Here is a 14044-nt window from a genome sequence, read left to right as displayed (position 1 = left end):
CCTCGGCCGCCAGCGGCCATGTCATGCAACTGATCGACTGCTTTCTCGAACAGGGCTGGCGCATCACGTTTGCCAGCGCGGCGACCGAAGGTGAACGCCGCGCTGACCTGGCGAGCCTGGGCATCGATGAAGTGCCCATCGCCGTGAACGACAGCCGCTTCGACAGCTTCGTCGCCGAACTTCAACCTGAAGTGGTGCTGTTCGATCAGTTCCTGATGGAGGAGCAGTTCGGCTGGCGAGTCGAGAAACACGCGCCCAACGCGCTGCGCGTGATGGAAACCTGCGATGTGCAGAGTTTGCGCCATGCCCGGCACCAGATGCTCAAGGACGTGATCAAGGCGGGCGAGGACTGTTCCGACGCGCTGTTGGCCGAGCCTGACGCCGAAATGTTCAAGCGCATGGCGGTGTCCGATCTGGCCCAGCGGGAAGTTGCCTCGTTTTATCGCTGCGACCTGAATCTGGTGGTGTCCGAGGTCGAAATCGATCTGCTGACCCGGCATTTCCGGGTGCCCGCCGAATTGCTCCACCTCTGCCCGTTGATGCTCCGCGACGTGCCCTCCCATGGCCGGGGTCATGACGAGCGCGAACACTTCCTGACCATCGGCAACTTCCGCCATGCCCCCAACTGGGATGCCGTTTTGTGGCTGAAAAACGCGATCTGGCCGCTGATTCGCCAACGCCTGCCAAGCGCGCAGCTGCATGTGTATGGCGCGTACACGCCGCCCAAGGCCACGGCATTGCACAATGCGGCGCAAGGGTTTCACATCAAGGATTGGGCCGAGGATGCGTTTGAGGTGATGTCAGCGGCGCGGGTGTCCCTCGCTCCGCTGCGGTTTGGAGCCGGCATCAAGGGCAAGGTGATGGATGCGATGGCCTGCGGCACGCCGACGGTGACCACCCCCATCGGGGCCGAGGGTATGCATGGCGAGCTGCCGTTTCCCGGTGCCGTGGCGTGGGATGCTCAAGGGTTGGCCGCTGAAGCCGTTCGACTGTATACCGATCGGGCCGCCTGGGATCAGGCGCAGTCAGCGGGCTGGCAGGTGCTGCAGTCGCGCTTTCGGTTCGAGGAGCACTGCAAGACGCTGATTGAGCGCATCCAACAGTTGCTGGGCGATCTGCCAGCCCACCGTGCCGCCAACTTCACTGGCGCGATGCTCCGGCACCATCAGCACAAAAGCACGCAGTACATGTCGCAGTGGATCGAGGCGAAGAATCGCAGGGAGTGAGACACCCCCTTGTTACGCGCAAGTTGTTACGCGCAAGCCTTCGATCAGAGTGGATCTCGCTTGGGCTCTTCCTGCGGCGTGCCGGGTCTGGATGCACCCCAGAGATTGACTGGGGGAGCGAATTCATTCGCGAATCAAGAGAACAGACGATACATCCCTGTCGCCTGCACGATCTGTTCGCGAATGAATTCGCTCCCACGTTAGAACTGTGCCCGTGGCAAAGTCAGCGCATGTGACGCCGCAGCAGATAGGTGTCCATGATCCACCCCTTCCTCGCCCTCGCCGCTTCCCGCGTCTGCCTGATCCGCTCGCTCACGTCTCTCAACGGCCCCGAAATCAGGACCTCGTCCTCGGTCCCAAGGTACGCGCCCCAGTAGATATAAAGGTCCTGCGCGACGAAGCGCTCGAACGTGCAGTGGGCATCGAGCATCACCACCACGTTATCAATGTCATCACCTGATGCCTGGGCCAGCCGCCGCCCTGTGGTGATCTGAATGGGTTCGCCGATCCGGTTCAAGGGAATCCCATGCTGCGCCACCAGGGTCTGCACGCTGGTGATCCCCGGAATCACCTCAACATCGAACACCTCGTTCCCCCGCGCCAGCACCCGGTCGAGAATCCGCAGCGTGCTGTCGTACAGCCCAGGGTCGCCCCACACCAGAAACCCACCGGTCTCGCCCGCCTTCACCTCATCAGCGATCAAGCGCTCGAACAACGCCGCGCGCTGCTCATGCCAATGCTCGATGCCGTTCTGATACGAAACAGGATCGTCCTCACGCCGAGGGTCCTGCACCTGCACCAGTCGATACGCGTCACCCTCGATATAGCGCTCGCAAATCTCCCGCCGCAGGCGCAGCAACTCGTCATCGGCATAGCCCTTGTCGAGAATGAAAAACACCGCCGCCCGGTTCAACGCCTTGATCGCCTGAACCGTGATGTGCTCGGGATTGCCCGCGCCGATGCCGATGACGAGAATTTTTTTCATGGGGTAACAGTCCGGATTGGCGCTAGAGGCTGTGGCTCAGGATAGTGACCGGCCTGGGCTGTCGTTGCAAAGCGCGGCCTGTGCTCATGGCTGTATTCCTGAGGGCAAATAGTGCACATTACCCCCACGCACGTCCCCGAACCCCGGCAACCGCATGACCAAAACAACAAGAATCACCGATCCGTCCTATGAGTTGATGGACGATCACAATGGCCTGTCGATCATCTACCGCGAGCATGGTTTTCCGTGCCCGCTGGTGCGCTGGCATTTTCACAAGGAATACGAGCTGCACCTGATTGTGGCAAGTTCCGGCAAGGTGTTCGTCGGTGATTACATCGGCAATTTTTACCCCGGCACGCTGTTTCTCACCGGTCCCAATCTTCCGCACAACTGGATCAGCCAGGTCGAAGAAGACGAAGTCGTGCCCAAGCGCGACATGCTGGTGAACTTCACGGAAGAGTTGCTGGAGACCGGCAATCAGGTGTTTGCCGAGCTGAAAACCCTGACGCCGCTGCTGGAGCGCGCGCAGTACGGGATCGAGTTTCGTGACAAGCGCACGATCCGTCAGGCGATGAAGCTGATGCAGAAGATTGCCGATTCCAGCGGCATGACCCGGCTAGGCCACTTCTTCATTCTGTTCGAGCTGCTGGCGGCCAGTGATGATTTCCAGCTGCTGTCTGGAACGACGGCATCCCAACTGTCAGACGACCATGCCGTCGAGCGCACCAACAAGGCCGTGGACTACATTTTTACCCACTACGCCCGGGAACTGACCCTGGAAGAAGTAGCGGACTACCTCGGCATGAAACCCACCTATTTTTCTCGCGTGTTCAAACAGGCCACGGGGCGGACGTTCGTCGAGTTCGTCAATCGGCTGCGGATCAGCAAGTCTTGCGAGCTGCTGGCGGACGGCGACAAGCCGGTCACCGACGTGTGTTTCGAGTCTGGTTTCAACAACATTTCCAACTTCAACCGACGCTTTCAGCAGCTCAAAGGCATGACGCCGTCGCACTATCGCTGTTTGGCCGTGCAGCGCCTGACCGAACAAAACCTGTACTGATTCGCCCCCTCTACGCCCCCGTCGACTACGCTGGAACTGCGCCGCACCCTGCCGGAACGCAGTTTTGGTGTATTGCTGCCTGAACTCTCAGTGCAAGAAAGTATCAGTTCAAGTGCGCCGCAGGATTTGTCATTGGCCGTGCGGACCGTTGTAATCAACTGACTTCCTCCAGACTCCGGAAGGAACAACAACAATAACCAGGCTTCTGTCGTTCATTGGGCGCAGAAGAGGAGAGATACATGAAGACCTCTGCAAACGTTCTGCTCGCTGGCACCTGTCTCACTCTCGGCTTGACCCTCTGCAACAGCGCAGCGGCGGGCGACGTCACCATCGCCACCGTCAACAACAGCGACATGATCCGCATGCAGCGGCTGTCCAATACTTTCGAAGAACAGCATCCCGACATCAAACTGAAATGGGTCGTCCTCGAAGAGAACGTGCTGCGTCAACGCTTGACCACAGACATCGCCACCAAGGGCGGCCAGTTCGACGTGTTGACCATCGGCATGTACGAAGCCTCACTCTGGGGTGCCAAGGGCTGGCTCAAAGAGATGAATGATCTGCCAGCGTCCTACGCGCTGGATGACGTATTCCCATCGGTGCGTGACGGTCTGTCGGTCGATGGCAAGCTGTTCGCCCTGCCGTTCTACGCCGAAAGCTCGATCACCTACTACCGCAAAGACCTGTTTCAGGCCGCTGGCCTGACCATGCCGGAGCGTCCGACCTGGACCCAGATTTCCGAATTCGCCGACAAACTCACCGACAAATCGAAAGAACAGTACGGCATCTGCCTGCGTGGCAAGGCGGGCTGGGGTGAGAACATGGCGCTGATCAGCACCGTCGCCAACTCCTTTGGCGCGCGTTGGTTCGACGAGCAGTGGAAGCCACAGTTCGACCAGCCCGAGTGGAAAAACGCGCTGACCTTCTACACCAACGTGATGAAGAAAGACGGCCCTCCCGGCGCCTCCAGCAACGGTTTCAACGAAAACCTGGCGCTGTTCAACAGCGGCAAGTGCGCCATCTGGGTCGACGCCAGCGTCGCCGGTTCCTTCGTGACCGACAAATCCCAGAGCAAGGTCGCGGACAGCGTCGGCTTCACTTACGCGCCGCACGAAGTCACCGACAAAGGCTCGGCATGGCTGTACTCGTGGGCCCTGGCGATTCCGACCAGCGCCAAGAACGACAAGGACGCCCGCGCGTTTACCGAATGGGCAACGTCGAAAGAGTACGCGGCCCTCGTCGCGAAAACCGACGGCGTGTCCAACGTACCGCCAGGCACTCGCGCCTCGACCTACACCGACGAGTACAAGAAAGCGGCGCCGTTCGCCAACATCACCCTGGAATCCCTCAAGGCCGTGACGCCAAAAACGCCGACCCTGAAGCCGGTTCCGTACGTGGGCATTCAACTGGTGACCATCCCCGAGTTCCAGCAGATCGGCACCAACGTCGGTCAGCAATTCTCGGCGGCACTGGTGGGTTCGACCACCGTGGACGCTGCGCTGACCCAGGCACAAAGCGCGACCGAGCGTGACATGAAACGCGCGGGCTACCCGAAAAAGGGTTGATCCCGTCTGTTTCAAGGCAGCAGCGGGGATTTTCTCCCTGCTGCCCCGCTTAGCTACTGCCCCGGTTCGGAGTCATCATGAACACCTCAACCCTTCCCCCTCGCACGGCCACGGCTGGCGATAAAGACCAACAGAAAGGCAGCGTTACCAAGCCTGGCTGGTTTCTGGTCAGCCCATCGGTGCTGTTGCTGCTGGTCTGGATGATCGTCCCGCTGGGCATGACCATCTATTTCTCGCTGATCCGCTACAACCTGCTCAACCCCGGCGAGAACGAATTCGTCGGTCTTGAGAACTTTCAGTACTTCGTCACCGACTCGGGCTTTTTCCCCGGTGCGATGAACACCCTGTTGCTGGTCGGCAGTGTGCTGGCCATCAGCGTGATCCTCGGCGTGCTGATTTCCGCGCTGCTGGAAGCCACTGAATTCCTCGGTCGCGGCATCGTGCGTGTGCTGCTGATCTCGCCGTTCTTCATCATGCCCACCGTCAGTGCGCTGATCTGGAAGAACCTGATTTTCCACCCGGTCTCGGGGATTCTCGCCGCCGTCTGGAAGCTGTTCGGCGCGCAGCCTGTGGACTGGCTCGCCAATTACCCGATGCTGTCGATCATCATCATCGTATCGTGGCAGTGGCTGCCGTTCGCCATCCTGATCCTGATGACCGCCATGCAGTCGCTGGACCAGGAACAGAAAGAAGCCGCGCGTCTCGACGGCGCGGGCCCCATCGCGATCTTCTGGCACCTGACCCTGCCCCACCTGGCGCGCCCCATCGCTGTCGTCGTGATGATCGAAACGATCTTCCTGCTGTCGGTGTTCGCGGAAATCTTCACCACCACCAACGGCGGTCCGGGCTTCGCTTCGACCAACCTCGCGTACCTGATCTACAACCAGGCGCTGTTGCAATTCGACGTGGGCATGGCATCGGCGGGCGGCTTGATTGCCGTGGTGATTGCCAACATTGCCGCCATCATCCTGATCCGGATGATCGGCAAAAACCTCACCGACAAGTCTTGAGGGCAAGGTCATGATGACGCTCAAACAATCCCGTCGCCTGCAAAGCGTGCTCCTCGGCACCTTGTCATGGGCGATCGCGGCGCTGATTTTCTTCCCGATCTTCTGGATGGTGCTCACCAGCTTCAAGACCGAGATCGACGCGTTCGCCACCCCGCCGCAGTTCTTTTTCACGCCGACGCTGGAAAATTATCTGCACATCCAGGAGCGCAGCGACTACTTCCACTTCGCCTGGAACTCGATCCTGATTTCCTTTAGCGCGACGATTCTCTGCCTGCTGATTTCGGTCCCGGCCGCCTACTCCATGGCGTTCTTCGAGACCAAACGCACCAAGAGCACGCTGCTGTGGATGCTCTCCACCAAGATGCTGCCGCCGGTGGGCGTGCTGATGCCGATTTACCTGCTGGCCAAGACGTTCGGCCTGCTGGATTCGCGCCTGGCACTGATAGCGATCTACACGCTGATCAACCTACCGATCGTGGTCTGGATGATTTACACCTACTTCAAAGACATTCCGGGCGAAATCCTCGAAGCCTCGCGGCTGGACGGCGCCACCACACGCCAGGAAATCTTCAAGGTGCTGATCCCGATCTGCAAAGGGGGCCTGGCCTCGACGGCGCTGCTGTCGCTGATCCTGTGCTGGAACGAGGCATTCTGGTCGCTGAACCTGACCTCATCGAACGCCGCCCCGCTGACCGCGCTGATCGCCTCGTACTCAAGTCCCGAGGGGCTGTTCTGGGCCAAGTTGTCTGCGGTCTCGACCCTGGCCTGCGCGCCAATCCTGATCTTCGGCTGGATCAGCCAGAAACAACTGGTCCGTGGTTTGTCGTTTGGTGCAGTCAAGTAACAAGACCCCTGTAGGAGTGAGCTTGCTCGCGATCGCGGTATATCTGAAACGAATATATCGCCTGACATCACGCAATCGCGAGCAAGCTCACTCCTACAACTGATGAATTTGAAGAATAAAACTGGAGCCCCACATGGCTAACCTGACAATCAGAAATCTACAAAAAGGCTTCGACGGCCACCAGATCATCAAAGGCATCGACCTGGACGTCAAAGACCGCGAATTCGTGGTGTTCGTCGGCCCGTCGGGCTGCGGCAAATCCACCCTGCTGCGCCTGATCGCCGGTCTCGAAGACGTCACCAGCGGCAGCATCGAACTCGATGGCCGCGAGATCACCCAAGTCACCCCTGCCAAGCGCGACCTGGCGATGGTGTTCCAGACCTACGCCCTGTACCCGCACATGACCGTGGGCAAGAACCTCTCATTCGCGCTGGACCTGGCCGGTACGCCAAAAGCCGAAGTCGAGAAGAAAGTCGCCGAAGCTGCACGCATCCTGGAACTCGGGCCGCTGCTGGAACGCAAACCCAAGCAACTGTCCGGCGGTCAGCGCCAGCGTGTGGCCATCGGTCGCGCCATCGTGCGCAACCCGAAAATCTTCCTGTTCGACGAACCGCTCTCCAACCTCGACGCCGCGCTGCGCGTGCAGACCCGCCTGGAGTTGTCGCGCCTGCACAAAGAGTTGGAAGCGACCATGATCTACGTGACCCACGATCAGGTCGAAGCCATGACCCTGGCCGACAAGGTGGTCGTGTTGAACGGCGGCCGCGTGGAACAGGTCGGCTCCCCTCTTGAGCTGTATCACCACCCCGCCAACCTGTTCGTGGCAGGCTTTCTCGGCACGCCGAAAATGGGCTTCCTCAAGGGCAAGGTCAGCCGCGTGGATGCCAGCGGCTGTGAAGTCACCCTCGATGCCGGGACGAAGATCAATCTGCCGTTCACCAACGCCCAACAAAGTGTGGGCGACGCCGTGACCCTGGGCATTCGTCCGGAGCATCTGGAGCTGGCCAATGCGGGTGACTGCCAGTTGCAAGTCGTCGCCGACGTCAGCGAACGCCTGGGCAGCGACACCTATTGCCACGTCCGCACGCAATCCGGCGAAGCGCTGACCATGCGTATTCGCGGGGACCTCGCCAGCCAGTACGGCGAAACCCTGAACCTGCACCTGGACAGCGCCCACTGCCACCTGTTCGACGCACAGGGCCAGGTCATCCGTAAAGCCTTGCAGGCCGCTGCCTGAGCAGGCGGCCCTCACAGAATCGGGAATGCAGTCATGAAACTGAACAAACAGAACCTGTCGAACCTGGGTGATGGCGTCAACCTGCCCGCCTACGCCCTCGAAGACCGCCGTCAGGGCATCGCCCACATTGGCGTCGGCGGCTTTCACCGCGCGCACCAGGCGTTCTACACCGACGCTCTGATGTCTCTCGGTGCCAAGGACCAAAGCGGCGAAGGCCTGGACTGGGCCATCTGCGGCGTCAGCCTGCGTGAAGAAGACCGTAACAATTTCGAAGCGCTCAAAGACCAGGACTTCCTCTACACCCTGTTCGAACTGGGCGACACGCCCGACACCGAGACCCGCATCATCGGCGCCATGAGCCAGATGCTGATGTCCACCGACAACGACCTCGCGCTGATCGACAAGCTCGCCAGCCCCGAGATTCGCATCGTCTCGCTGACCATCACCGAAGGCGGCTATTGCATCGACGACAGCACCGGCGAGTTCACGAGCCACCTGCCGCAGATCCAGCACGACCTCGCGCACCCCGCCACGCCGAAGACCGTGTTTGGTTACCTGTGCGCCGCGCTGGCCAAACGCCGCGCCGAGGGCACGCCTGCGTTCACCCTGATGTCGTGCGATAACCTGCCGCACAACGGCGCCGTGACCCGCAAAGCGCTGCTGGCGTTCGCCAAACTGCGCGACGCCGAACTGCACGACTGGATCGCCGCCAACGTCAGCTTCCCCAACGCCATGGTCGACCGCATCACGCCAATGACCAGCACCGCCCACCGCCTGCAATTGCACGATGCAAAAGGGATTGATGACGCCTGGCCGGTGGTCTGCGAGCCGTTTGTGCAGTGGGTGCTGGAAGACAAGTTCGTCAACGGCCGTCCGGCGTGGGAAAAAGTCGGCGTGCAGTTCACCGACGACGTTACGCCGTACGAAGAAATGAAGATCAAGCTGCTTAACGGTAGCCATTTGGCCCTGACCTACCTCGGCGCGCTGAAAGGCTACCGCTTCGTTCACGAAACCATGAACGATCCGCTGTTCGTCGATTACATCCGCACTTACATGGACCTGGACGTCACGCCACAACTGGCGCCCGTGCCTGGCATCGATCTGACTGATTACAAACAGACGCTGATCGACCGCTTTTCCAATCAGGCCATCGCTGACCAACTGGAGCGTGTGTGCTCGGATGGCTCGTCGAAATTCCCGAAATTCACGGTGCCAACCATCAACCGCCTGATCGTTGACAACGGCAACATGGACCGCGCCTCTCTGGTGGTCGCGGCGTGGGCCTTGTACCTGCAAGGCAACAGAACCGGCGATTTCAAGGGTGAAAACGGCGTCGAGTACAAGGTTGTCGATCCACGCGCTGACTTCTGCAAAGCGCTGGTGGCCGATGACGTGCTGGTGACGCAACGCCTGCTGGAAGTCGAGGAAATCTTTGGCGCAGCGATTCCGAAATCCGCTGAATTCGTGGCCTCGTTCGAGAAAAACCTGAACAGCCTCAAGCAGCTCGGCGTCAGCAAAACCCTGGAAAACCTGTTGGCGAAAACCCTCTGATCGTCAGAGGTAAAGAGGTGAACATGTTTCTCGGCATCGATTGCGGCACCCAAGGCACCAAGGCCATCGTGCTTGATGCGGCCAGCGGCAAGGTTCTGGGCGAAGGCTCAGGCGCGCACCACATGATCAGCGGCGCCAACGGGCGTCGGGAACAGGACGTGCAGGAATGGCTGACCGCCTTCGAAGAGGCAACGGCTGCGGCACTGGCGCAAGCGGGGATCAGCGGTGCCGAGATTCAAGGCATCGGCGTGTCCGGTCAGCAGCACGGGCTGGTGATGATCGACGAACTGGGCCACGTGTTGCGCCCGGCCAAGCTCTGGTGCGATACCGAATCGGCGCCCGAGAACGATCGTCTGCTGGCGTATCTGGGGGGCGAATCCGGCTCACTGGAACGCCTGGGTATCGCCATCGCGCCGGGCTACACCGTCTCCAAGCTGCTCTGGACCAAAGAGCAGTTCCCGGAGCTGTTCGCCCGGATCGACAAGATCCTGCTGCCCCACGACTTCCTCAATTACTGGCTGACCGGGCGCTGCTGCAGCGAATTCGGCGATGCGTCCGGCACTGGCTATTTCAACGTGCGCACCCGGGAATGGGACGTCGACATCCTCAACCACATCGACCCGACGGGCCGGTTGGTCAAGGCGCTGCCGACCCTGCTCGACGCCCATGAACCCGTGGGCAAGATCTTGCCCGCCATCGCTGAACGTCTGGGCCTCAACCCTGAGGCCATCGTTTCCAGCGGTGGCGGTGACAACATGATGGGCGCCATCGGCACCGGCAACATCACGCCGGGTTCGATCACGATGAGCCTCGGCTCGTCGGGCACCGTGTACGCCTTCGCCGAGGCGGGCAACGTCAGCGCACAGCCTTCGGTCGCAACGTTCTGCTCGTCTTCCGGCGGCTGGCTGCCGTTGATCTGCACCATGAACCTGACCAATGCCACCAGCGCCATTCGCGAGCTGTTCGCGTTGGACATCGGTGCGTTCAACGCCGCCATCGCCTCGTCGCCCATCGGTGCCCAAGGCGTGCTGATGCTGCCGTTCCTCAACGGCGAACGCGTTCCCGCCCTGCCCCACGCCACCGGCAGCATCCTCGGTCTGGACAGCACCAACCTGACCCAGGCCAACCTGTGCCGCGCCGTGGTCGAGGGCACCACCTTCGGCCTGCGTTACGGGCTGGACCTGTTGCGTGAGAGCGGGATCAAAAGCGCCAACATCCGGCTGATCGGCGGCGGCGCGAAAAGCGCGGTCTGGCGGCAGATCGTCGCCGATATCATGGACACCCCGGTCGTCTGCACCACCGGGACCGAAGCGGCCGCCCTGGGCGCGGCGATTCAGGCGGCCTGGTGCCATTCACATGCCAGTGGCGGCAGCGAGTCGTTGCAGGCGCTGTGCGAACGTTGCGTCAGCCTCGACGCCAGCAGCGAAACGAAACCGCTGCCTGAACACGTGGCCGCGTACCATACGGTTTATCAGCACTACCGCAATCAATTGCAGGGCATCTGACGACTGCCCTTAACGGAGCACCTATGTATCTGGTCTGTGGCGAAGCACTGTTCGACTTTTTCAGTCAACCTGACAGCGCCCAACTCAACAAAATCGGCTACCAGGCTATCGCCGGCGGCTCGCCGTTCAACGTTGCGGTCGGCCTGCGCCGACTAGGCGTGGACGCCGGTTTCTTCGCCGGGATTTCCACCGACTATCTGGGCAAACGCCTCGCGGCGGTACTGAAAGAAGAAGGCGTGCGGGATGATTTTCTGATTCATTTCGACGCCCCGACCACCCTGTCGATGGTCGCAGTGGGCGCCGATGGCTCGCCGCAATACAGCTTCCGGGGTGAAGGCTGCGCGGACCGTTTGCTGACGACCGCTCAACTCCCGGTGCTGGACACCAGCGTTCGCGGCCTGCACGTGGGATCGTTCTCGTTGGTCGTCCAGCCCGTAGCCGATGCGCTGCTGGCATTGGTGCGACGCGAAAGCGGCCAGCGCCTGATCACCTTCGACCCCAACGTGCGCTTGAACCCTGCACCGAGCATCGAGCTGTGGCGCAGCCAAGTTGCCCAATTCGCCGAACACGCGCACCTCATCAAAGTCAGCGACGAAGACCTGCATCTGCTCTACCCTGACACCGACGCGGAAACCGTGGCCAAGGGCTGGCTGCAACACAACTGCCAACTGGTGATCATGACCCGTGGCCGTCAAGGCGCCACCGTCTTCACCCGCGAACTCGGCCACTGGTCCGTCCCGGCCCGCGACGTCAAAACCGCTGACACCGTTGGCGCCGGTGACACCTTCCAGGCCGCGCTCATTACGTTTCTGACCGAACGCCACCTCGACACCCCGGCGAGCCTGCCAGGATTGAGCCGCGAGACACTGACCGACATGCTGAATTTCGCCGTGGCTGCGGCGGCGGTGACGTGCACGCGGGTGGGGCCGGATTTGCCGTATCGGGATCAGGTGGTTTGACGGAATCGCTACCCGATCAAAAAACCGGCCTGGCGCCGGTTTTTTACTATTTCTCGAATACTCTTTTTCGCATTCGTTTAACGTCTGGCATTAAGACGTGCGTGGAAAAGCGCCCGCGACGGCCTGCACTTTTTATACCTCTAGATACATCTTCTTCCTTGATCTACCATCGCTCTATGACGACCATCGACGACCTTGAACCTCAAAGGGATGTGGGTGGTGAAAAGCAGAGAACTGATAGCAGAGCTTGAAGCGGCGGGATGGACGTTCCAACGAAGTCGTGGCAGTCATCACGTGTTTACCCACCCGCGCAGCCCTTATTCCATCGCGGTGCCCCACCCGAAAAAAGACTTACCCTTGGGAACCGTAAAAAGCATCAGGAGGCGCGCATGGCTCGGCCCATCAGAACAGGCCTGATTCTTTCGCAGGAGCACATCATGCAATATCCCATCGCCATCGAATGGGGCGACGAAACCACCGCCATTGGCATTCACATCCCGGATATTTGCGGGGCAGTGACCGCAGGTGACACGTTTGAAGAGGCCTATAACGCCGCTGTCGAAATCGCTCACATCATGCTTGAAGAGCAGGTGACCGGCGGACATCCCGTACCCATGCCGACCTCCGCAAAACGGCATCATGATCATCCCGACTATGCAGGAATGGGCTGGGGGATGCTGGAGGTCGATATCACGCCTTATCTAGGCAAAACGGAAAAGGTCAATGTCACGTTGCCCGGCTTCGTGATCCAACGCATTGACCGATATGTGCGTGACCACAACATCAAGAGCCGCTCGTCATTTCTCGCAGACGCTGCACTGGAAAAGCTGACGCGGCTTTAAGCCCTGACGGGACAAATATTCAATCCAAAAAAAAGGGGCAGCCGGTGATCACCGCTGCCCCTTCCTCATCCATCCCCCACACCGCCAACACCCAAGACTCAGGCCATTTCCGCCTTCGCCATGGCGATCTTGGCCTTGACCTCTTGCTCAGCGGTTTGCAGCTCGGTTTTCTGTTTCTGCAGGTCAGCCACTTTCTTGTCCACGGCCGCTTGCTGCTCCGGCGTCATGGCGTCGTACTGTTCCTTGCTCACGCCGGTCAGCTGCTGACGCACCTTCTCGGCATCGGTCTGGTTCATGTACGCCAGGAAATCGGCCTTCGCCGAAGAACTGCTGCTGGTGCTGGTGTCGCTGTTATCGACCGCCGCCATTTCGGTATCGACGGTTTTGCTCACGCTGTCTGTCGACGCGATCTGTTTGTCACCGGCGGCCGCGAAAGCAGCTGCCGCAGCCGCTTTGTCTTCATCCGACACCTTGGACGTGGCGTTGGCCAGGGAGGCTTTGAGGTTCACCATCATTTTGGCGAAAGACTCGTTGTAGCCCTGATCCGCGCTGCTTTGGGTGGAGCTGTCGGTACTGCCCGCGAGTGCGGCAACCGGCGCGGAAGCGCTGGCCGTCGCGGCGGTGTACGCATCCTTGTCTGTCGTGTCGTAGTGCGTGTGAGCCACGGCCTTCGACACGAAGTGCTGGATCGTACTGTTATCAATGATCATCTTTCACCTCCTTATCAGGTTATCGATGCACCTCCGATAGCAGCAAAAGCAATGCCACATGCTGGTACATACGCTGAAAGGCCCGCCCCACGCGGGGTGCAAGGCATAGAGGGTTTCGAAGGAAGCGGCAATGTCGGCGTTGCCTTGCCGGGAACGGCAGGCCTTCGCCGCTCTGGCCGCTCAGCGCGGTGGCTGTTGATCCTGCAAACGCAGGCCCCAGTCACGCAGCGAAGCCACCACGGGCCCGACTTCACGTCCCTTGGCGGTCAGCAGGTATTCGAGCCGCGGCGGATGCTGCTCGTAAAGACGACGCTCGATCAGACCGTTGGCTTCCAGGGCCTTGAGCCGGGTGGACAGCGTGCTTGGGGCGCACCCCTTGAGCGAGTCCTGCAAATCCTGAAAGCGTCGCGAGGGGTTACGCAGCAGGTCGCGCAGAATGAGGATCACCCAGCGCTCGCCGATCACCTCGAGCGCGGTGATCACCGGGCAGAAGGCGTAGTAGGGAAGGGCTGGGCGAGTATCGGGATCGGATTCGGACATGGGCGCGAGT

General features: G+C 60.5%; 14 protein-coding genes. 11 read left to right on the top strand and 3 right to left on the bottom strand.

Annotated features, from left to right (window positions below; translation table 11 throughout):
• The first annotated feature begins 23 nt into the window (after positions 1-23).
• Entirely contained in the window at positions 24-1226 is a 1203-nt protein-coding gene (locus GVN17_RS12250; protein ID WP_166595515.1) for a glycosyltransferase family 4 protein, read from the top strand.
• Between the two features lie 223 nt (positions 1227-1449).
• On the opposite strand, the gene cobF is transcribed toward GVN17_RS12250, so the two are convergent.
• On the bottom strand, positions 1450-2211 hold the full coding sequence (cobF, locus tag GVN17_RS12245) for a precorrin-6A synthase (deacetylating) (protein ID WP_166595514.1): 762 nt from the start codon (positions 2209-2211) through the stop codon (positions 1450-1452).
• Between the two features lie 154 nt (positions 2212-2365).
• On the opposite strand from cobF, the gene GVN17_RS12240 reads away from it, so the two are divergent.
• From GVN17_RS12240 to GVN17_RS12195, 10 genes are all read left to right on the top strand, one after another.
• On the top strand, positions 2366-3271 hold the full coding sequence (locus GVN17_RS12240; protein WP_166595513.1) for an AraC family transcriptional regulator: 906 nt from the start codon (positions 2366-2368) through the stop codon (positions 3269-3271).
• Positions 3272-3510: 239 nt separating this feature from the next.
• Entirely contained in the window at positions 3511-4836 is a 1326-nt protein-coding gene (locus GVN17_RS12235) for a sugar ABC transporter substrate-binding protein (protein ID WP_166595512.1), read from the top strand.
• Positions 4837-4913: 77 nt separating this feature from the next.
• Entirely contained in the window at positions 4914-5846 is a 933-nt protein-coding gene (locus tag GVN17_RS12230; protein WP_166595511.1) for a carbohydrate ABC transporter permease, read from the top strand.
• 10 nt (positions 5847-5856) lie between these two features.
• Positions 5857-6690 (top strand): carbohydrate ABC transporter permease, encoded by an 834-nt coding sequence (locus tag GVN17_RS12225; RefSeq protein ID WP_166595510.1) that lies wholly within the window; start codon positions 5857-5859, stop codon positions 6688-6690.
• A 133-nt stretch (positions 6691-6823) separates the two neighbouring features.
• Positions 6824-7927, top strand: coding sequence for an ABC transporter ATP-binding protein (locus GVN17_RS12220; protein ID WP_166595509.1), 1104 nt, complete (start codon positions 6824-6826; stop codon positions 7925-7927).
• 33 nt (positions 7928-7960) lie between these two features.
• Positions 7961-9478 (top strand): mannitol dehydrogenase family protein, encoded by a 1518-nt coding sequence (locus GVN17_RS12215; protein ID WP_166595508.1) that lies wholly within the window; start codon positions 7961-7963, stop codon positions 9476-9478.
• Positions 9479-9501: 23 nt separating this feature from the next.
• Positions 9502-10983 carry a xylulokinase gene (xylB, locus tag GVN17_RS12210; protein WP_166595507.1) on the top strand — a complete coding sequence of 494 codons (1482 nt, stop codon included), beginning with the start codon at positions 9502-9504 and terminating at the stop codon, positions 10981-10983.
• Between the two features lie 23 nt (positions 10984-11006).
• Complete coding sequence (locus GVN17_RS12205) at positions 11007-11942, top strand: carbohydrate kinase (RefSeq protein ID WP_166595506.1); 936 nt, start codon at positions 11007-11009, stop codon at positions 11940-11942.
• 219 nt (positions 11943-12161) lie between these two features.
• Entirely contained in the window at positions 12162-12359 is a 198-nt protein-coding gene (locus GVN17_RS12200; RefSeq protein ID WP_166595505.1) for a type II toxin-antitoxin system HicA family toxin, read from the top strand.
• A 20-nt stretch (positions 12360-12379) separates the two neighbouring features.
• Complete coding sequence (locus GVN17_RS12195; RefSeq protein ID WP_166595504.1) at positions 12380-12784, top strand: type II toxin-antitoxin system HicB family antitoxin; 405 nt, start codon at positions 12380-12382, stop codon at positions 12782-12784.
• A 98-nt stretch (positions 12785-12882) separates the two neighbouring features.
• Here the strand turns inward: GVN17_RS12195 and GVN17_RS12190 are convergent, their stop codons facing one another.
• Positions 12883-13494 carry a hypothetical protein gene (locus GVN17_RS12190; protein ID WP_166595503.1) on the bottom strand — a complete coding sequence of 204 codons (612 nt, stop codon included), beginning with the start codon at positions 13492-13494 and terminating at the stop codon, positions 12883-12885.
• A gap of 180 nt (positions 13495-13674) precedes the next feature.
• Complete coding sequence (locus GVN17_RS12185; RefSeq protein ID WP_166595502.1) at positions 13675-14034, bottom strand: helix-turn-helix domain-containing protein; 360 nt, start codon at positions 14032-14034, stop codon at positions 13675-13677.
• Positions 14035-14044 lie beyond the last annotated feature (10 nt).

The organism is Pseudomonas sp. SLFW (assembly GCF_009905615.1).
In the GTDB taxonomy this organism is placed as follows: domain Bacteria; phylum Pseudomonadota; class Gammaproteobacteria; order Pseudomonadales; family Pseudomonadaceae; genus Aquipseudomonas; species Aquipseudomonas bambusae.
The sequence above is the reverse complement of the archived record's forward strand: the minus strand, read 5'-3'. Positions and strand labels throughout refer to the sequence as shown.